At 68.4% G+C, this 18,102-nt stretch carries 15 protein-coding genes and 1 pseudogene; 6 read left to right on the top strand and 10 right to left on the bottom strand.

The genetic code is table 11. From position 1 onward, the window contains the following. Positions 1-58: 58 nt before the first annotated feature. From argE to ACFOMP_RS00530, 5 genes are all read right to left on the bottom strand, one after another. Positions 59-1,237 carry an acetylornithine deacetylase gene (argE, locus tag ACFOMP_RS00550; protein ID WP_379027439.1) on the bottom strand — a complete coding sequence of 393 codons (1,179 nt, stop codon included), beginning with the start codon at positions 1,235-1,237 and terminating at the stop codon, positions 59-61. A 57-nt stretch (positions 1,238-1,294) separates the two neighbouring features. Next, entirely contained in the window at positions 1,295-1,972 is a 678-nt protein-coding gene (locus ACFOMP_RS00545; protein ID WP_379027437.1) for a DUF1028 domain-containing protein, read from the bottom strand. Between the two features lie 7 nt (positions 1,973-1,979). Continuing rightward, on the bottom strand, positions 1,980-2,399 hold the full coding sequence (locus ACFOMP_RS00540; RefSeq protein WP_379027435.1) for a RidA family protein: 420 nt from the start codon (positions 2,397-2,399) through the stop codon (positions 1,980-1,982). A gap of 18 nt (positions 2,400-2,417) precedes the next feature. Next, positions 2,418-3,872: a 4-hydroxyphenylacetate 3-hydroxylase family protein gene (locus tag ACFOMP_RS00535; protein WP_379027433.1), complete on the bottom strand. Its 1,455-nt coding sequence runs from the start codon at positions 3,870-3,872 to the stop codon at positions 2,418-2,420. A 146-nt stretch (positions 3,873-4,018) separates the two neighbouring features. Further along, positions 4,019-5,152, bottom strand: coding sequence for a branched-chain amino acid ABC transporter substrate-binding protein (locus ACFOMP_RS00530; protein WP_289896374.1), 1,134 nt, complete (start codon positions 5,150-5,152; stop codon positions 4,019-4,021). A gap of 264 nt (positions 5,153-5,416) precedes the next feature. Here ACFOMP_RS00530 and ACFOMP_RS00525 point away from each other — a divergent pair, with 264 nt between their 5' ends. The 5 genes and pseudogenes from ACFOMP_RS00525 (at position 5,417) to ACFOMP_RS00505 (ending at position 11,479) form a co-directional block, all read left to right on the top strand. Further along, the gene (locus tag ACFOMP_RS00525; RefSeq protein ID WP_289896375.1) at positions 5,417-6,334 is read left to right on the top strand and encodes a branched-chain amino acid ABC transporter permease; all 918 of its coding nucleotides are present in this window, start codon (positions 5,417-5,419) and stop codon (positions 6,332-6,334) included. A gap of 4 nt (positions 6,335-6,338) precedes the next feature. Then, a complete protein-coding gene (locus ACFOMP_RS00520) occupies positions 6,339-7,517 on the top strand; it encodes a branched-chain amino acid ABC transporter permease (protein WP_379027430.1) in 1,179 nt (392 codons plus the stop codon). Next, positions 7,517-8,308 (top strand): ABC transporter ATP-binding protein, encoded by a 792-nt coding sequence (locus ACFOMP_RS00515; RefSeq protein WP_379027428.1) that lies wholly within the window; start codon positions 7,517-7,519, stop codon positions 8,306-8,308. The genes ACFOMP_RS00520 and ACFOMP_RS00515 overlap by 1 nt, the downstream gene beginning before the upstream one ends. After that, complete coding sequence (locus ACFOMP_RS00510; RefSeq protein ID WP_379027426.1) at positions 8,301-8,999, top strand: ABC transporter ATP-binding protein; 699 nt, start codon at positions 8,301-8,303, stop codon at positions 8,997-8,999. The genes ACFOMP_RS00515 and ACFOMP_RS00510 overlap by 8 nt, the downstream gene beginning before the upstream one ends. Positions 9,000-9,113: 114 nt before the next feature. After that, a pseudogene (locus ACFOMP_RS00505) lies at positions 9,114-11,479 on the top strand (penicillin acylase family protein). 49 nt (positions 11,480-11,528) lie between these two features. Here ACFOMP_RS00505 and ACFOMP_RS00500 read toward each other — a convergent pair. Then, the gene (locus ACFOMP_RS00500) at positions 11,529-13,169 is read right to left on the bottom strand and encodes an ABC transporter permease (RefSeq protein ID WP_379027424.1); all 1,641 of its coding nucleotides are present in this window, start codon (positions 13,167-13,169) and stop codon (positions 11,529-11,531) included. A gap of 28 nt (positions 13,170-13,197) precedes the next feature. After that, positions 13,198-14,211: an extracellular solute-binding protein gene (locus ACFOMP_RS00495; protein ID WP_289896381.1), complete on the bottom strand. Its 1,014-nt coding sequence runs from the start codon at positions 14,209-14,211 to the stop codon at positions 13,198-13,200. A gap of 90 nt (positions 14,212-14,301) precedes the next feature. On the opposite strand from ACFOMP_RS00495, the gene ACFOMP_RS00490 reads away from it, so the two are divergent. After that, positions 14,302-15,417 carry an ABC transporter ATP-binding protein gene (locus ACFOMP_RS00490; protein WP_379027422.1) on the top strand — a complete coding sequence of 372 codons (1,116 nt, stop codon included), beginning with the start codon at positions 14,302-14,304 and terminating at the stop codon, positions 15,415-15,417. A gap of 163 nt (positions 15,418-15,580) precedes the next feature. Here the strand turns inward: ACFOMP_RS00490 and ubiV are convergent, their stop codons facing one another. From ubiV to ubiT, 3 genes are read right to left on the bottom strand one after another with little or no spacing between them, the layout of a single operon-like run. Then, complete coding sequence (gene ubiV / locus ACFOMP_RS00485; protein WP_379027420.1) at positions 15,581-16,471, bottom strand: ubiquinone anaerobic biosynthesis protein UbiV; 891 nt, start codon at positions 16,469-16,471, stop codon at positions 15,581-15,583. A gap of 2 nt (positions 16,472-16,473) precedes the next feature. After that, positions 16,474-17,469 carry a ubiquinone anaerobic biosynthesis protein UbiU gene (gene ubiU / locus ACFOMP_RS00480; RefSeq protein ID WP_379027503.1) on the bottom strand — a complete coding sequence of 332 codons (996 nt, stop codon included), beginning with the start codon at positions 17,467-17,469 and terminating at the stop codon, positions 16,474-16,476. Continuing rightward, a complete protein-coding gene (gene ubiT / locus ACFOMP_RS00475; RefSeq protein ID WP_289896384.1) occupies positions 17,469-17,999 on the bottom strand; it encodes a ubiquinone anaerobic biosynthesis accessory factor UbiT in 531 nt (176 codons plus the stop codon). The genes ubiU and ubiT overlap by 1 nt, the downstream gene beginning before the upstream one ends. Positions 18,000-18,102 lie beyond the last annotated feature (103 nt).

Here is an 18,102-nt window from a genome sequence, read left to right as displayed (position 1 = left end):
GTTTCCAGTCCTGTCCTGCATGCCAAGTGGAAACATTTTATCGCAGCGCGCCAAAGCCCTATTTCACCATTTCCGGCGCCGCCATCTCGTCCAGCAGCGCGGCCAGCATCCGGTCGCAGCGCGCCAGTTGGTCGAGCGAGACGAATTCGTCGGGTTTGTGGCCCTGATCCATGAAACCCGGCCCGCAGATGGCCGTGGACATGCCCAGATCCTGCTGGAAAAGCCCGCCCTCGGTGCCGAAGGCCACCTTGATCGTCGGCTCCGGCCCCCGGGTCAGCCGGCGCAGCAACCGGACGACCGGCGCAGTCTCGGGGGTCTCCAGCCCCGGATAGGCCGAGACTTTCGCGATCTCGATGCGCGCGTCGGGGAAGCGGGCGCGATGCGGGGCGGCGATGGCCTCGGCATCGGCAGCGATGCCGGCCAGGATGGCGGCGGGATCGTCGGCGACGATGTTGCGGATCTCGAAGTCGATCTCGCAGCGGTTCGGCACGATGTTCAGCGCCGTGCCGCCCCGCATGAGGCCGGCATGGATGGTCGAATAGGGGATGTCGTAAGCCGGGTCGCGGGCGCCCGCACGGGCCAGCTCCTCCTGCCGGGCCTGCAGGCCGGCGACGAAGGCCGCGCCCAGATGCAGGGCGTTCAGCGCGTTCGGAGCCAGCGCCGAATGGCCCTCGCGGCCGTGGCAACAGGCCCGGCAGGCCAGCTTGCCCTTGTGGCCGGTGGCGATGCGCATGCCGGTCGGCTCGCCGACGATGCACAGCGCCGGGCGGTCGGGACGCGCCGCCAAGGCCGCGATCATGCCGCGCACGCCCAGGCAGCCGATCTCCTCGTCATAGGACAGCGCCAGATGCAGCGGCGTCCGCAGGCCGCGCCGGGCGGCATGCAGGGCGGCATGCAGGGCGGCGGCGACGAAGCCCTTCATATCCGCCGTGCCGCGTCCATAGCAGCGCCCGTCGCGCTCGGTCAGCGTGAACGGATCGACGCTCCAGTCCTGGCCCGTCACCGGCACCACGTCGGTATGGCCCGACAGCACCACGCCGCCCGGTCCGTCGGGACCGATGGTCGCCCAGAGATTGGCGCGGCTGCCATCCGGATGCGCGAAGCGTTCGACGCGCGCGCCCACAGGCACCAGCAGCCCCTCGACATAGTCCAGCAGGTCGAGGTTCGGACGGCGGGACACCGTCTGATAGGCAACTAGCCGGCGCAGGATATCGACGGTCGAGGGGATCGCGGTCATGGAAATCTCATCGCAAAGACCAGGGGCGGCACGGGCCGCCCCCGAGTTGGGGGGAAATCACTCGTCGCCGGGCACGCCGTAGCTGGGCGCGGCGTCGGGGTTCAGCGCCCGGGTCACATAGGCGTCCATCTCAAGCCGCCAGCGCTCCCACAGCGCAGCGCAATCCTCGATGGGATCGCCCTCGCTCCAGTCGACGCGCAGGTCGGCGATGGGCCAGCTCACCTTGTCCACGATCAGAAGGCCCATGGAATGCACCGGCCCCTCCTCGCCGCCGGCGGCGACCGAGGCGCGCATGCCCGCCAGCAGCCGGTCGCCCAGATGCCGGCCCCGGGCCGCCACGAAGGCATCGACCATCTTCTGCGGGATCTCGTCCGAGCGAAGCAGGTTGCCCGCCGCCGTCACGCCCGCGCCATAAGCGATGCCATGCGTGCCCAGCGTCTTGGCCCCGGAACGGCCGGCGGTGCCGCCCGCCGCATCGACCAGTGCAAGCTGGCGGTATTCGACATGCGGCGCCTCGGCGACCAGCCGCTCCAGCGCCTGCGCCGCCGAAAGCCCCTGCGCCATCAGGTCCAGCCCCTTCGGCCCCAGGCTCGGGTCGGTGATGTTCTGGGTCGCGACCACGCCCACGCCCGCCCGCGCATGGGCGCAGCGCGCCGCCACGCAGGGCGAGGAGGACGAGACGGCGATGCCGAACATGCCGGTTTCGGGGCAGCGAGCAGAAATCGAGAAGGTCATGCCCGCCTCATGCGTCCGGGATGACGGCGGTGGCCTCGATCTCGACCACCCATTCGGGCCGGGCCAGCGCCGGCACCACGATGCCGGTCGAGCAGGGATGCACGCCCTGCAGGTGCTTGCCCATCTCCTGATAGACCGCCTCGCGATAGCGGATGTCGGTGACATAGACGACGATGCGGCAGATATGCTCCATCCGCGATCCCGCTTCTTCTAGCAGCATGCGGATGTTTTCCATGGTCTTGCGGGTCTGCGCCGTCGGATCGCCGGCATGCAGGCATTCGCGGGTCTCCAGATCCTGCGAAACCTGGCCGCGCAGGAAGACCATGGTGCCGCGGGCGACGACGCCCTGGCTCAGGTCGTTGTTCAGCTTCTGCTCGGGATAGGTTTCCTTGGTGTTGAAGGGGCGGATGCGGTGATGGATGGTCATGGTGTCTGCTCCGGTCGGTCAGTGTTTGGTGCCCCAGACCTGATCGGACAGGCCCGCGGATTTGTGGGTGAAGCGCAGCGCCTCGTTCCAGTCGAAGTTGCGATAGACCGCAGCCAGATGGGCGAAGGGCGGGGATTGCGCGAAAAGCTGGAAGGTCAGCCGGTGGCCGGCATAGTCCGAATTCAGCAGGTCGCGGGCATAGGCCAGCAGCTTGCGGCGATCCTCGCTGCCCCAGTTCTCGTTCAGCGTGTAGAACTTGTCGAGCCAGGGCGCGGTTTCGGGATCGTCGAAACAGGCGGCGTCGGGGGTGATGCAGATCTGGCCGCCGCAAAGCTCGCGCGCCAGGTGCATCATGTGATGCAGCTGCGAACAGGCCAGCACGCGGCCGGTCATCAGCAGCGACTGGTTCGGCATCATCAGCCCGCCGGGGCTTTCCTCGGCCTCGGCAATGGCCGCGGTCAGGTGGGCGTTGATCCCCTCGCGGTAGCAGGCCAGCGTCGCCAGCTTCTCCTGCACCGCCGGCTGATGCTCCAGCCCGGTCTGGCGCACGTTCCACAGCGCCGCGCCGATCAAGAGGTCGGCGAGCTTCAGGTTGCGCTGCACGAAGGCGAACGCGGAATAGCGGTGCAGCGTGGCGCGGATGAAGGTCGCGGCCTTGGTGTGCTGGTAGAACAGCACGTTCTCCCACGGGATCAGCACGTCGTCATAGATCACCAGCGTCTCGACCTCGTCGAAACGGTTCGACAGCGGATAGTCCCGGGCCGGCGCGCGGCCGGCAAAGCCGGTGCGGGCGATGAAGCGCAGGTTGGGCGAGGAGAAGTCGCAGACGAAGCCCACCGCGTAATCCGACATCGCCTCGTTGCCCCAGTTGGCGATGGTCGGCTTGGTGAAGGCCTGGTTGGCATAGGCGGCGGCGGTCTCGTATTTCGCGCCGCGCACCACGATGCCCGCGTCGGTTTCCCTGACTACATGCAGCAGCATGTCCGGGTCCTGGTCCTGCGGCCGCTTCGAGCGGTCGCCCTTGGGATCGGTATTGGCCGAGACGTGGAAGGGGTCGGTCATGATGACGCGGTGGATGTGGTCGCGGATGTTCTCCGAAAAGCGCGGGTCCACCTCGTTCAGGATGTCCTGGCCGTCGAACAGCGACCACATCTCGCCCGCGGTCTCGTCGCCGACGCGGGTGACGATGCCGCCGACCTCCTCCAGCACCGCATTGGTGGCGGCGCGCTTGGCGCGCCAGTCCTCGCGGGTGAAGGGCAGCTTCAGCCCGACCGAGAAACGCTCGCCGTTCTCCTCGTAGCTCATCAGGTCGCGCGTGGCCTCGGCATGGGCCATGTCGTAGATATGCGCGCGGATGTCGACCAGCGGCTTGAACATCGGATGCCGGGTGATGTCCTGTACGCGCTCGCCATTGATCCAGACGCGGCGGCCGTCGCGGATGGAGTCGCGATACTGTTCTCCGGTTCTTAGCATGATTTCCTCGGGATTGGCCTTTCGGCGGATGGGTTCGGCCCGGGCACGCTGGCCCTTGGCCGGGATCGGGCAGACCTTCCCCGTCCCTTGCAAGCAGGGCGCGCAGGGGGCGGGATCGGCCGGCGGGTTGGTCAGGTCAGCAGGCGTCAGGACTTGGCATAGCTCGTCCAGGCGCCGTCCTTGACGGTCTTCAGCTCGATGGCGATCGGGGTCTGGGTCTGGCCGTTGGCATCGAAGGTGATCTGGCCGGTGGCGCCGTCATGCTGGATGGCGCGGATCGCCTCGGCCAGCTTGGCCTTGTCCTCGGCCCCGACCTCGTTGATCGCCTGAATGATGATGTTCGCCGCGTCGAAGGCGTATTTCGTATAAGGGCTCATCGGCTCGGCGAAGCCCTTGGCCTGGTAGTCGGCCTCCATCTGCGCCAGCTTCGGCGTCTGCGAGGCCACCGGATAGGAAACGATGGTATTCGGTGCCGCGTCGCCCGCCACCGCGATGAATTCCGGGTCGTAGAAGCCCGAGATGCCCAGCATCGGCTTGTCGAGCCCGATTTCCTTCATCTGCCGGGCCAGGATGCCGGCCTCGGTGATGACGCCGCCGAAATAGACCGCATCGACCTGCTTGCCCTTCAGCGAGGTCAGGACGGTGCGGAAATCGGTCGAGCCCACCGGCAACAGGTCGGTCGAGACCACCTCGCCGCCCGCCGCCGGGACGAATTCGGCGATCGCCTCGGCATTCGACTTGCCGTAATCCGAGGTGTCGGCGATGACGGCGATGCGCTTGGCGCCCAGATCCTTGACCATCCATTCCGACAGCGGCTGGTTCTCGGTCAGAAGCGTCGGGGTGACGCGCGTCACCTCGGGCAGGTTCTGTTCGGTGATGGCCGGCGAGATCGCGCCCCAGATCACCAGCGGCGTCTGGAAACGGGCAAAGACCGGCATGGTCGCCAGCGCCACGGGCGAATTCCAGTGCCCGGTCGCGGCCACCACCTCGGGGTCGTTCACCAGCTTCATCGCTGCGCCGACGCCGGTCTGCGGGTCCGAGGCGTCGTCCAGCACCACCGGCTCGATCTGATACTTGCCGGCCGGATCGGCATTCGCCTGCTCGATGGCCAGCAGGAAGCCGTTCTTCGCCCCCAGACCCTGCTGCGCGTTGCCGCCCGACAGCGGGCCCATGAAGCCGATCTTGACCTTCGCCTTCTCGGCGAAGGCGGGGGCGGCGAAGATCGCCGTCGAAAGCACGAGCCCGGCCAGAACGGCGCGGCGGGTGGGAATGATGGGCATGTCTGTCTCTCCTGTCGGTGCAGAGGTCTTGTGGCTGCTGGTCTTGGCGGACCCGCCCCTTTTCGCCGGTCGTGCCGGGTGGAGCTTGTCGTTCCGGAGCCGAACATCGGACGATTTCCGCCCCGCTGAGAAGTCGCATTAACTGAAGCAGTGGCTCAGAAAAAACGAAGCGCCGCCGGGGCCCTTTTCATTTGCCTGAACCAGCCGGCCGCCGCCATTGTCCTCGGAAAAACCGAACCAATGAATCAAACCGGGAGGTCCGACGTGGAAAGTCTGATCCTCCAGCACCTGCTGAACTGGCTGGTGCTGGGAAGTATCTACACGCTTGTCGCCATAGGTTTCAGCCTGCTGTTCGGGCTGCTGAACGTCATCCATTTCTCGCATGGCGACGTCTCGATGATCGCGCCCTTCGTGGCGCTGGGAAGCCTGCAGGTGCTGTTCGGCCTGGCCGGAAGCAGCGCGGGCATCCTGCCGATCCTGGCGGCGCTGGTGATCGCCGTGCTGGTCACCGGGCTGGTCGGGATCGGCGCCGACCGGCTGGTCATCTCGCGCTTTCGCCACTCGCCGGCCATGATGGCGCTGGTGGCCACGGTGGCGCTTGGCACCGTGGTGCGCGAGCTGATCCGCGGCTTCTATCCCCAGGGCTCGAATCCCAAGTCCTTTCCGGCCATCGTGCAGGGCTTCGTGGAATTCGGCGGGCTGCGCCTGCCGGCCCTGCCGGTGCTGATCGTCGTCTCGACCGTCGCCATCGTGGTGCTGATGTATCTGCTGATGCAGAACAGCCCGATCGGCATGCGCATCCGCGCCGTGGCCGAGGATGGCGCAACCGCCCGGCTGATGGGCATCACGCCGGCGCGCATCTTCGCCTTCACCTTCTTCCTGGCCTCGGCGGTGGGGGCGCTGGGGGCGCTGTTCTTCGCCAGCTATGCCGGGGTGGTGCGCTTCGACTTCGGCGTGCAGCTGGGCCTGATCGGCTTTTCCGCCGCGGTGATCGGCGGGCTGGGCTCGATGGGCGGCGCGATCCTGGGGGCGCTGGCCATCGCCGGGATCGAGACCATCGTGCAGGCGAACATGGCCGACGGCGCCTCCTACCGGCTGGTCTTCGCCTTTGCCCTCGTCATCCTGATGCTCTGCATCCGGCCCTCGGGCCTGCTGGGCAAACCCGTCTTCGAAAAGGTCTGAGCCGATGTCCACCACGACCCTGACCCATGTCCAGAGCCGCGCCGCACTGCCCGCCGGCCTGACCGTCGTCGCGACCGAGATCGGCGGCGCCGCCCTGCTGGGCGCCTTCCTGCTGGCCGAGGCGACGCCCATGGTGCTGGCGCTGCTTGCCCTGATGGGCGGGCTGTTCGCGGCGCTGCAACTGCGGCCCCGGATCGAGGAGGAGATCGTGCGCGCCTTCCACGAGGCGCGCGGGCTGGCGACCGTGCTCGCCGTCGCCATCGTGCTGGTCTATCCGTTCTTCCTGGGGGGCAACACCTATGCGCTGCACCTGCTGATCGTCTCGCTGCTTTATTCGGTGCTGGCGCTGGCGCTGAACTTCCAGCTCGGCTCGGCCAACATCCCGAACTTCGCCACCGGCGCGACCTATGGCATCGGCGCCTATACCTCGGCGCTGCTGGCGATCCATCTCGGCTGGAGCTTCTGGGCGACGCTGCCGGCCGCCGCCATCGTCGCCACGCTCTTCGGCTTCCTGCTGGGCATTCCCTCGATGCGCACCCGCGACAGCTATCTGGCGCTGGTCACCATCGCCTTCGGTATCGTCATCCACCAGATGCTGAACAATCTCAGCTGGACCGGCGGCCCGAACGGCCTGGTCGGCATCCCGGCCCCCAGCCTGCTGGGCCATTCCTTCATGCAGCCGATCGAGCTGTTCGGCTTACGGCTGCCCTCGCAGGCGAATTTCTACTATCTTTCGGCGGCGCTGCTGGGGCTGGCGATCCTGTCGGCCAAGCGGCTGCACGAAAGCCGCGTCGGCCTGGCCTGGAACGCGATCCGCGCCGACGAGCTGGCGGCGAAATGCCAGGGCATCAACGTGGTCTGGTACAAGATCCTGGCCTTTGGCGTGGACGCCTTCCTGGCCGCCTTCGCCGGCACGATCTATGCCTTCTACATCTCGTATATCTCGCCCGACAACTTCACCTTCCTGGTCTCGGTCACGATCATGACCATGGTGATCGTCGGCGGCATGGACAACACGCTGGGGGTGATCCTGGGCGCCTTCCTGCTGACCATGCTGCCGGAGAAGCTGCGGATCTTCTCGGACTACCGGCTGCTTTTCGTCTCAGTCGTGGTGATCCTGTTCCTGATCCTGCGGCCCAAGGGCCTGTTCCCGCAACGCCAGCGCCATTACGGAAGCCAATGATGACCGCACCGCTGCTGCAACTGAGCGGGCTCGGCATCCGCTTCGGCGGCCTCGTCGCCGTGGACGGCGTCGACCTGACCGTCGCCCCCTCGACCATCACCTGCATCATCGGCCCGAACGGCGCCGGCAAGTCCACGCTGTTCAACCTGGTCACCGGCATCTACCGGCCGACCGCGGGCAGCGTCGCGCTGGCGGGCGAGGACATCACCGGCCTGCCCGCGCACCGGATCGCGACGCGCGGCATCGCCCGGACCTTCCAGTCCTCGCGGCTGTTCGAGGACCTGTCGATCCTCGACAACGTCATCATCGGCATGCACGGGCGCAGCCGGACCGGCGTGCTGACCGCGCTGCTGCGTCCCAAGAGATCGCGGCGCGAGCTCGGCGCCTGCGCGGATCAGGCCGAGACCATCCTGCGCGGCATCTCGGAGGAGCTTCACGCCCGGCGCTACGAGCCGGCGGGCATCCTGCCGCAGGCCGACCGGCGCCGGCTGGAGATCGCCCGCGCGCTGGCCTCGCGCCCGCGGCTGATCCTGCTCGACGAACCGTCCTCGGGCATGGACGACCGCGACACCGCCGCGCTGATGGCCGATATCCGCCGCGTCATGGCGGACAATCCCGGCCTGTCCTTCCTGATCATCGAACATGACATGCGCCTGGTCGCGGAACTGCCCGACAGCGTGGTGGTCATCGACTACGGCAAGAAGATCGCCGAAGGCGCCTTTGCCGAGGTGCGGCAATTGCCGCGCGTGCAGCAGGCCTATCTGGGACAAAAGGCAGTCGAACATGCTTGAACTGAAGAATGTCAGCACCTCCTATGGCCCGGTCGCCATGCTGCGCGAGGTCTCGATGAACATCGGCCAGGGCGAGCTGGTCTGCCTGCTCGGCCCGAACGGCGCGGGGAAATCCACCACCTTCAAGGCGCTGTCCGGCCTGTTGCCGCTGGACGGCGGCGAGATCCGGCTGATGGGCGAGGATGTCTCGCGCCTCGGCACCGAGCGGCTTGCCGCGCTCGGCGTCGGCTTCGTCCCCGAGGGCCGGCGGCTGTTCCCCTCGCTCAGCGTGCGCCAGAACCTGCGGCTCGGCTATGACGCCTCGGGCTGCCGCGAGCCCTTCGAGGCGCGGCTCGAAGTGATCTGCGCCCTGTTCCCCCGCGTCAGGGAGCGGCTGAACCAGCAGGCCAACACCATGTCGGGGGGCGAACAGGCGATGGTCGCCCTGGCGCGGGCGCTGATCGGCGACCCGCAGATGCTGATCATGGACGAGCCGTCGCTGGGCCTCTCGCCCAAGCTGATCGACGAATATTTCGACACGGTCTCGCGCATCCATGCCGAGGGCAAGACCGTCCTGCTGATCGAGCAGAACGCCGAAACCGCCCTGTCGATCTCGGACCGCGGCTATCTGATCGTGCGCGGCCGGATCGCCGTCACCGGCACGCGCGCGGCGATGCTGCAGGACGACACCATCCGGCACATGTATCTGTAGCCCGCCGCTCTCTGCCCGCCAGGCTGCTAATCACATTGACCGACCGGGCGGTCAATGTATAAGTGACGCGGCGTCACGGGCAGCATCCCGGCGCGGTTCTGGGAGGAGCATGGAATGAATCTGAAGCGGAAACCCCTGGCATGGCTGCTGCTTTCGGCAGCGGTCGGACTTGGATCGGCGGCGGCGAATGCCGGATCCAGCGTCGAGATCATCCGCGACGACTGGGGCGTGCCGCATGTCTATGCCGATGACGTCTACGGGCTTTATGCGGGCTTCGGCTATGCGGTCGCGGAGGATCGCCTGTTCCAGATGGAGATGGCCAGGCGCTCGGTGCTGGGAACCGTCTCCGAGGTGCTGGGCGCCGAGCGGCTGCCCTTCGACATCGCCACCCGCGCCGATTTCGACCATGCCGACATCCGCGCCCAGATCGAGGCGCTTCCCGCAGAGCAGCGCGACATCCTGCGCGGCTACGCGGCGGGCTACAACAAGCGCCTGGCCGAGGTGCTGGCCGACCGCGAGCATCTGCTGCCCAGGCAGTTCACCGATTTCGGCATGGAGCCGAGCAGCTGGACCGAGTTCGACGTGGCGATGATCTATGTCGGCACCATGGCCGGCCGCTTCTCGCATTACTCGACCGAGCTCGACAATGCCAAGGTGCTGGCCCGGCTGGAACAGGCCCATGGCCCGGAAAAAGCGGCCGAGCTTTTCGACCAGATGTATTGGCTCGAGGATCCGCTGGCCCCGACCACCGTGCCCGAGGGCGGGCAATACCGGATCAGGGCGGATGCGGCCCCGCCCAAGGCGGGCCGTTTCCACGGCCTGCTCGACCTGGCGGTGCCGGGCGGCGACAACGACCGGCCGCGCGCCTCGAACATCTGGCTGGTGGGACCGGAAAAGACCAGCGACGGCAGCACGATCCTGCTGAACGGGCCGCAATTCGGCAATTTCAACCCGTCCTATGTCTATTCCATCGGGCTGCACGGCGCCGGATTCGACCTGACCGGCAGCACGCCCTTTGCCGTTCCCAACATCCTGTTCGGCACCAACGGCCGGATCGCCTGGGGCGCGACCGCCGGCCCGCTGGACGTCAACGATTACGTCGAGCTTGAACTCGACCCCGAGGATCCGACCCGCTACCGCAAGAACGGCGAGCTGGTCGAGATGACGGCCCGGCAGGAGGTGTTCAAGGTCAGAGGCCAGCCCGACGTGACCACGACGGTCTATAGCAGCGCATACGGCGTGGTCAGCCGCTTCGATCCGGCGAACCGCCGGGCCTATGCCTTTCATCGCAGCTGGAAGGGCAAGGAGATCCAGACCCTGATGGCCTGGGTCGATTCGACCAAGGCGCAGACCTATCAGGACTGGCTGCAACAGGCCGAGAAGGTCGCCACCACCATCAACTGGTATTACGCCGACCGCGACGGGAACATCGGTTATGTCTCGCCCGGCCTGCTGCCCCTCCGGGCCGAGACGCAGGACCAGCGCGTGCCCGCCAGGGGCGACGGCAGCCAGGACTGGCAGGGCATCCGGCCCTTCTCGGAGGTGCCCAAGACCTACAACCCCGCCAGGGCTGGATCGCGAACTGGAACAACCGCTCGACGCACGGGCCGGTCGGCAATTTCGAGGCGAACCCCTGGGGCGGCGCCGACCGGGTGCACGAGATCATGTCCCGGCTGCAGGCGAAGGACAAGCTGACGCCCGAGGAGGTCTGGGATCTCAACCGCGAGATCAGCTTCCTCGACATCAACGCCCGCGCCCTGCTGCCCTTCCTGCTGGAGGCGGCAAACGAGGTTCCGGCGCAGGATCCGCGCGGCGCGATGCTGGCGGCGCTGCGGGACTGGGACGGGCAGATGCGGCGGGCCGAGGACGGCCGCGCCACCGCGCCGGCGGTGCAGATCTTCCGCACCTGGGTCGACACGATGGTGCAGGACGTGCTGATGGACGACGCGCCGGGCATCGACCCGACGGTGCTTTACAACCGCGTCTCGCGCCCGGTCCAGGTGCTGCGCAATGCGCTGCTGGGCGACAAGGCGGGCGTGCCGCAGACGCATGATTTCTTCAACGGCGCCGACAAGGCCGAGGTCATGCTGGCCGCGCTGAGCAAGACCGGCGACAAGCTGGCCGCGGATTACGGCAGCGACGAGGTCGCGGACTGGCGGATGCCGCTGCCGCAGCACGATTTCCTGACCGACAACTACCTGGGCATCCCGCAGGCGGACGAGGGAGAGGCGCTGTCCATCGGCACGGCGATGAACCGCGGGACGCAAAGCGACCTGATCACCTTCAGGGACGGCAAGGTCAGCGTCTGCATCGTCGCCCCGCCCGGCCAGAGCGGCTTCATCAGCCCCTCGGGCGAAAAATCCCCGCATTACGACGACCAACTGACGCTCTACGAGAATTTCGAATGCCGTCCGCAGGCCCTGCTGCGCGAGGATGTCGAAAAGGTCGGCAAGGACCGCATCACCCTGACGGTCGAATAACCCGCAGGGACCGGGCCGCCCGCAGCCGGGCGGTCCCGCCCGGCCGCCGTCAGCGCCGGATCGTCCGCGCCAGCACCATGACCGGCAGGATGCCGATGACCACGATGATCAGCGCCGCGATGGCCGCATCCTCATAGGTGCCGCGCGCCGCCTCGCCGTAAAGATGCGTCGAGAGGGTTTCGAAATTCAGCGGCCGCAGCAGCAGCGTGGCCGGCAGTTCCTTGACGCAATCGACGAAGATCAGCAGCCCCGAGGCGGCCAGCGCCGGACGCGAGATCGGCACATGCACCTGCCGGAACACCTGGCCGGGGCTGCGGCCCAGCGTCCGCGCCACATGGTCGAGCGAGCGCGGCACCCGGCTCAGCCCGGCCTCGATGCCGCCGGTGGCGATGGCCAGGAAACGCGCCACATAGGCATAGACCAGCGCCGCGCCGGACCCCAGCAGCAACAGCCCCGGCCCGGCGCCCAGCAGCGCCTGCGAGGCGGCGGCGATCTGGCGGTCGGCCAGCGCGATCACCGGCAGAAGCCCGATGGCCAGGATGGTGCCCGGCACCGCATAGCCCAAGGTCGAAAGCCGCACCATGGTCTGGGTCAACCGCCCCGGCCGCATCCGCGCGGCGCCGGTCACCACCAGCCCCAACAGCAGCGCCACCAGCGTCGCCAGCGCGGCGAAGAAGGCGGTGTTGCCGGCCTCTTCGAGAATGCGCGGCGACAGGCCGGCGAAACGGTAGCGCGCCCAGGCCGCGCCGACCAGATACCAGGCCGGCGCCGCGAAACCGAAGGCGACCGGCAGCGCGCAGACCAGCACCGCCGCACCGGCCCGCCAGCCGCGCAGCCGCGTGCGCCGCAAGGGTTGGCTGCGCTGCGCCCCCGCCGCGTAACGCTGGCGTTTGCGACCGCGGCGCTCCAGCATGACCAGCGCCATGGTGATGGCCAGCATCGCCAGCGCGATCTGCGCCGCCCCCGGCAGGTCCGAACGGTTGATCCAGGTCGAATAGACCGAGACGGTCAGCGTGCGCACGCCCAGGAACTCGGCCGCGCCGATGTCGTTCATCGCCTCCATCAGCGCCAGCGCCGTGCCGATGGCGACGGCCGGCCGGGCCAGGGGAATCGCCACGCGCAGGAAGGTGGCGACCGGCCCGGCCCCCAAGGTTCGGCCGGCATCCAGCAGGTTGACGGCCTGCATGGCGAACAGCGCCCGCACCGGCAGGTAGACATAGGGATAAAGCACCAGCCCCAGCAGAAGGATGCAGCCGGGCATCGAGCGGATGTCGGGCAGGCGGAACTCGTGCGGGCTGGCATAGCCCAGCCAGCCGCGGATCGCGCCCTGCACCGGCCCGACCGGATGCAGGATGTCCAGATAGGCATAGGCGACGATATAGGTCGGCACCGCCAACGGCAGCAGCAGCGCCCAGCCGAAGATGCGCCGCCCCGGGAAATCGCAGGCCGCGACCAGCCAGGCCGTCACCGTGCCCAGCGTCGCGACGATGATGCCGACACCCACCAACAGGATCACCGTCTGCCGCGCCGCCACCGGCAGCACGTTGCCGATCAGATGCGCCCAAAGCCCCGGGCTGCCCTGCAGCGCGAACAGTCCCAGCGCCAGCACCGGCAACAGAACCAGCGCGGCGATCACCAAAGCTGCCGCCTGCCAGCCCGTCCCCGCGCGGTCGCGGGAAGCCTGTGTCAATTCCGGGTTCATGCCTGCGCGCTTCGCTTCAGTTGTCGAAGCCGACCGTCTCGGCCAGCTCGCTCGCCGTCTTACGCTGGCGGGCGATCTCGGTCAGGTCGGCGGCATCGGCCTTGAGGCCCGCCATGTCCTCGATCACCGGGCTGACCGCGACGCCGGCCTTGACCGGATATTCGAAATTCGCCTCGGCATAGAGCTTCTGCGCCTCGTCCGAGACCAGGTATTCCAGCAGCTGCACCGCCTCGTCCTTGTTCGGCGCGTGCTTGGCCACCGCCGCGCCCGAGACGTTCACCTGCGTGCCGCCGCTCTCGAAAGTCGGCAGGACGACCTTGATCGCCTTGACCCATTCCTGCTGCTCGGGGCCGCCGGCGCCGCTGCGCATCAGGCCGACGTAATAGGAATTGGCGATGCCGATCTGGCAGATGCCGCCCATGATGTCGCGCGCCACGTCGCGGTCGCCGCCGCCGGCAGTGCGGGCCAGGTTCGCCTTGACGCCCTCCAGCCAGGTCTTCGCGGCTTCCTCGCCGTGATGCACGATGTAGGAGGCGGTCAGCGCCACGTTGTAGGGATGCTGACCCGAGCGGATGCAGACCTTGCCCTTCCATTCCGGCTTGGCGAGATCCTCATAGGTGAAGCTCGACAGATCCAGATTCTTGTCGGCGTAAAGCACCCGCGCCCGCTGCGACAGCGCGAACCAGTTGCCGTCCTTGTCCCGCAGATTCTCGGGGATGGCGGCCGCCAGCACCTCGGAATCGACCGGCTGGGTCAGGCCGCGATCGACCAGGTCGACCAGGTTGCCGATGTCCACGGTCATCAGCACATCGGCGGGCGAGGCTTCGCCCTCCTGCTCGACCCGCTCGGGCAGGCCGTCCTTGAGGAAGATGGTGTTCACCTTCACCCCGGTCGATTCGGTGAACGAGGCCAGCAGCGGCTCGATCAGATTCGGCTCGCGCGTGGTGTAGAGGTTCAGTTCCTGGGCGTTTGCGGCAACCGCCTGCGCAGCCAATACGGCACCGATCAGTCCAGAGAGTCCGACACGCATTCTGTCCTCCTTGCGATTTCTCGACCTGTTTACTAAACTAACTACTAAAGTAAACTATTCTCCTGCGGGTGCGGTCACGAAGGGATGCCGATGAACCAGTTAGCCAGCCCTCCCGACTGGGCCAGCCAGGTGGATGCGCGCGAGGCCGCGCCCGATATCGCCGCAACCCTGCCCATGCTGGAGGTCAAGGCGCTGTGCCGCCGCTTCGCCGGCGTGGCGGCGGTCGAGGATATCGGCTTCCGCGTGGCACGAGGCGAGGTGACCTGCCTGCTCGGCCCGTCGGGCTGCGGCAAATCGACCACGCTGCGCATGATCGCCGGCATCGAGCGGCCCGATTCGGGCACCGTCCGGATCGACGGCCGGCCCATGTCGGGGGCCGATACCTTCCTGCCGCCGGAACGGCGCCCGGTCGGCATGGTTTTCCAGGATTTCGCGCTGTTCCCGCATCTGGACGTGGCGGCCAATGTCGGCTTCGGCCTGCAGGGCCCGGCGCGGCAGAATCGCGGCCGCATCGGCGAGCTGCTGGAGCGGGTCGGCCTGTCCGGCCATGCGGCGAAATATCCGCACGAGCTTTCGGGGGGCGAGCAGCAGCGCGTGGCGCTGGCCCGCGCCCTGGCGCCGCGCCCCTGCCTGATGCTGATGGACGAACCGTTTTCCAGCCTCGACCACCGGCTGCGCGACGGCGTGCGCGACGCGGCGCTGGACCTGCTGCGCGAGACCCGGACCACGGTGCTGATGGTCACGCACGACCCCGAGGAAGCGATGCTGATGGGCCATCGCATCGCCGTCATGCGCCAGGGCCGGCTGATCCAGGAAGGGCGGCCCGATCAGCTTTACGACCGGCCCGCCGATCGCGGCGTCGCAGCCTTCTTCTCGGACCTGAACACGGTCGAAGGCCGGGTCAGAAACGGCCGGGTGCAGACCGTGCTGGGCGCCTTTCCGGCCTTCGGCCTGGCCGAGGGCAGCCGGGCCGAGGTGGTTGTCCGCCCGCAGCATCTGGTCACGGTCGAGGTCGGCGGCACCCCGGCCCGGGTCGAGCGCGCCCGCTATCTGGGTCGCGACAGCCTGGTCGAGACCCGGCTGGAGCCGGGCGGCGCAGCGATGAAATCCCGCATCCCCGGCCTGGTGCTGCCGGCACCCGGCAGCCTGATCCGCCTGGCCCCGCGGCCGGGCAGCGTCATGGTGTTTCCCGACCCCGCCGACTGACGGGCGCCCGGGTGCCGGCCGAGCCGAGGCCATCGGCCGCGATGACCACATGGTGTTTGCCCTCGACGGCATGGGTCATCGGCACGGACGGGCCGGCACAACCCGAGGGCGATCAGATCCGGCGGACGCGGATTCGCGCCCGGCCGGCCCTCTCGGATCGGCCTCAGCCGGCGATGCTGGCGCCCGGCGTCCCCGCCAGGAAGCCGTCGGCGAGCGCGGCTTCCGGCATCAGCCGGCGCAGCCCGGCCAGCGCCTCGGGGCGCGGCGTGCCGCCCTGGGCGATACGGTGGTAAAGCCCGACCAGCCCGGCGAAATCGCCGGTCTGCGGCGACAGCCGCAGCGCCGTCACGCCGGCCTCGCGCAGCTCGTCGATCTGCCCGGCCGCGGTGGTATGGGCATGGCCCAGCGTCTGCACGCCGTTCACTGTCAGGAAGGGCACGCCTTCAAGCGTCTCGACATCGCGGCCGTCCGGGTCGTCGCCGCAGATGAACTGGCAGCTGTCCTTGGCGCGGTCGTGCAGGCGAGCATGATAGCAGCGCCCCGAGATCGCCAGCGGCGCGCGGCCATGCCCCCAGACCTCGACGGCAAGACCCGCCGCCGCACCCGCCGCCGCAAGCCGGGCGACCGAGGCCAGCGGCAGCTCGGGCGGCAGGCAGATGCGGGTCGCGCCCTTCCTCGCCAGCCATTCCAGCGTGCCCTCGTTATAGACATTGACCAGCGGCCCGACCTGAAAGGGCATCCCCTCGGGCAGGTGTTTCAGCGCCCCCAGATCGGCGATCTCGACCGGCAGGCCGGTGGCGAACAGTTCCTCGGTCTGCCGACGCTCGCGTCGCAGGGTGATCAGCGCCAGCGTGGACAGCGCCACCTCCTTGCCGGCGGTGCGCAGGCATTCGACGGCGCCGGGAATCTCCTGCTGCCAGAATGGCAGGCGTTTCGAGCAGACCCATTCGCCGATCACCACCCGCCGCGCCGGACTTGCGGCCAAAGTCCGGTAAAAGCCGCGCACGGTTTCGGCGTTCCAGAAAAAGGCGATCGGCCCAATGGTCAGATCCATGGCTACCTCCAGGTTTTCGCGTAGGCGCCGGTGGTGGCGGCCTGACCCTCGGTCAGCTTCGCCAGCAGGCCGGCGGGCATCGGTGCACCGGTTTCCACCGCCTCGACCGCCGCGCGGAAGGCGCGCACCACCTGCGCCACATAGGCGCGCGAGCGCTGGCGGCCCTCGATCTTCAGCGCCGTCACCCCGGCCTGGCGCAGGCGCGGGATCAGTTCGGTGGCATCAAGGCTCACCGGGTCTTCGAACAGATGGCCGGTCTGGGCGGCGCCGGTGGCGGTGGCGGGCGCGGTAAAGCAGCCCTTGCACAGCGTCGGATAGGGTGCGGGCGCCCCCTTGGGCGTGCGGTGGATCAGGAAGCCGCCCAGCCGGGCCTCATTCTGGCCGCCCACCTCGCCATAGACTACGTGGCTGGCCGGTGAGCAGACGCCGTTCATGTTCGGCGACAGCCCCGTCGCGTATGAGGACAGCGAGCAGCGTCCCTCGGCCATGACGCAGAGCCCGCCAAAGACGAAGACCTCGGTCTCGACGTCGATCTCGCGGTTGATGGCGGTGATCTCCTCGACCGTCAGCACCCGCGGCAGGACGACGCGCCGGATGCCGAAGGTTTCGGCATAGAAGTTGATCGCATCCGGGTTGGCCGCCGCCGCCTGCACCGACAGATGCAGCCGCAGGTCGGGATGCGCCTCGGCGGCATGGGCGATCAGGCCCAGGTCGGCCAGGATCACGGCATGGGCGCCGGCCGCCTTGGCTTCGGCCACCGCGCGGTGCCAGATCGCCTGGTCGCCGGCGCGCGGGAAGGTGTTGATCGCGACCAGCACCCGGGCGCCGCGCGCCGCGGCATAGGCCACGCCCTCGGCCAGCTCCTGGGCCGAGAAGTTCAGCCCCGGAAAGTTGCGGGCGTTGGTTTCATTGGCAAAGCCGCAATAGACCGTATGCGCCCCCGCATCCACGGCCGCGCGCAGGGCGGCGGGGGTGCCGGCGGGACAGACCAGTTCCATCATGGGCTCGTCTCCTGTCTGGAAAGCACATAGCCGCTGCGCCGCGCCAGCAGGTCGGCGCCCCGGCGCAGCCAGCGGTCGAAGGGGCGGCCGGGAATCGCCGCAAGCTCGGCGGCCAGGTCCAGTTCGGCGTCGTCCAGCGCATTGCGCAGCGCCAGCACGGCGGAAGTGTCGCCGCCGATCTGCAGCTCACCGGAAAAGAACAGCGCATCGCCGTCCTCGGCGCCGTGCAGCATGGCGAGAAAGGCGGCAAGCCGGCCGCGGATCGCCGCATCATGGTCGGGTTCGCGGCTGCGGGGATGGGCGGCGATGCGCCGGGCCGCGGGCTCGATCAGCAGCAGGACCGGGCCATCGGTCACGTCGATCAGGAAGCGCGCGGCCTCATACGGGCCGAGCCGGGACAGGATCGCCGGCTGGCGGCGGGCGATGCGCCGCAGCAGCGCGGTCAGGGCAATCCCCATCAGGCGCGGGGCGAGTGGCGGGACCGGCAGACGGCGCAGCACGGTCGGAAGGGGGCGGGGCGAGGTCATGCCTCCGACCTAGCCCGCAAATTCCGCAGCCGAATTGATATCGGTCAAGCGGCACGCGCATTTCCGGCCCTAGGTTCCGCCGCAACGAGCCGAGACCGGAGCC

Origin of the sequence: Paracoccus simplex, assembly GCF_042648325.1 — a bacterium.
Taxonomy (GTDB): Bacteria; Pseudomonadota; Alphaproteobacteria; order Rhodobacterales; family Rhodobacteraceae; genus Paracoccus; species Paracoccus simplex.
This window is presented reverse-complemented; position numbering and strand designations above follow the sequence as displayed.

Excerpts from the sequence above, each read along its gene's own strand:
- ACFOMP_RS00545 (WP_379027437.1), bottom strand. The coding sequence starts at position 1,972 with ATGACCTTCTCGATTTCTGCTCGCTGCCCCGAAACCGGCATGTTCGGC.
- ACFOMP_RS00510 (WP_379027426.1), top strand. The coding sequence starts at position 8,301 with ATGCTTGAACTGAAGAATGTCAGCACCTCCTATGGCCCGGTCGCCATG.
- ubiV (WP_379027420.1), bottom strand. The coding sequence starts at position 16,471 with ATGGATCTGACCATTGGGCCGATCGCCTTTTTCTGGAACGCCGAAACC.
- ubiT (WP_289896384.1), bottom strand. The coding sequence starts at position 17,999 with ATGACCTCGCCCCGCCCCCTTCCGACCGTGCTGCGCCGTCTGCCGGTC.
- ACFOMP_RS00495 (WP_289896381.1), bottom strand. The coding sequence starts at position 14,211 with ATGCGTGTCGGACTCTCTGGACTGATCGGTGCCGTATTGGCTGCGCAG.
- ACFOMP_RS00530 (WP_289896374.1), bottom strand. The coding sequence starts at position 5,152 with ATGCCCATCATTCCCACCCGCCGCGCCGTTCTGGCCGGGCTCGTGCTT.
- ACFOMP_RS00535 (WP_379027433.1), bottom strand. The coding sequence starts at position 3,872 with ATGCTAAGAACCGGAGAACAGTATCGCGACTCCATCCGCGACGGCCGC.
- ACFOMP_RS00540 (WP_379027435.1), bottom strand. The coding sequence starts at position 2,399 with ATGACCATCCATCACCGCATCCGCCCCTTCAACACCAAGGAAACCTAT.
- ubiU (WP_379027503.1), bottom strand. The coding sequence starts at position 17,469 with ATGGAACTGGTCTGTCCCGCCGGCACCCCCGCCGCCCTGCGCGCGGCC.
- ACFOMP_RS00515 (WP_379027428.1), top strand. The coding sequence starts at position 7,517 with ATGACCGCACCGCTGCTGCAACTGAGCGGGCTCGGCATCCGCTTCGGC.
- ACFOMP_RS00520 (WP_379027430.1), top strand. The coding sequence starts at position 6,339 with ATGTCCACCACGACCCTGACCCATGTCCAGAGCCGCGCCGCACTGCCC.
- ACFOMP_RS00490 (WP_379027422.1), top strand. The coding sequence starts at position 14,302 with ATGAACCAGTTAGCCAGCCCTCCCGACTGGGCCAGCCAGGTGGATGCG.
- argE (WP_379027439.1), bottom strand. The coding sequence starts at position 1,237 with ATGACCGCGATCCCCTCGACCGTCGATATCCTGCGCCGGCTAGTTGCC.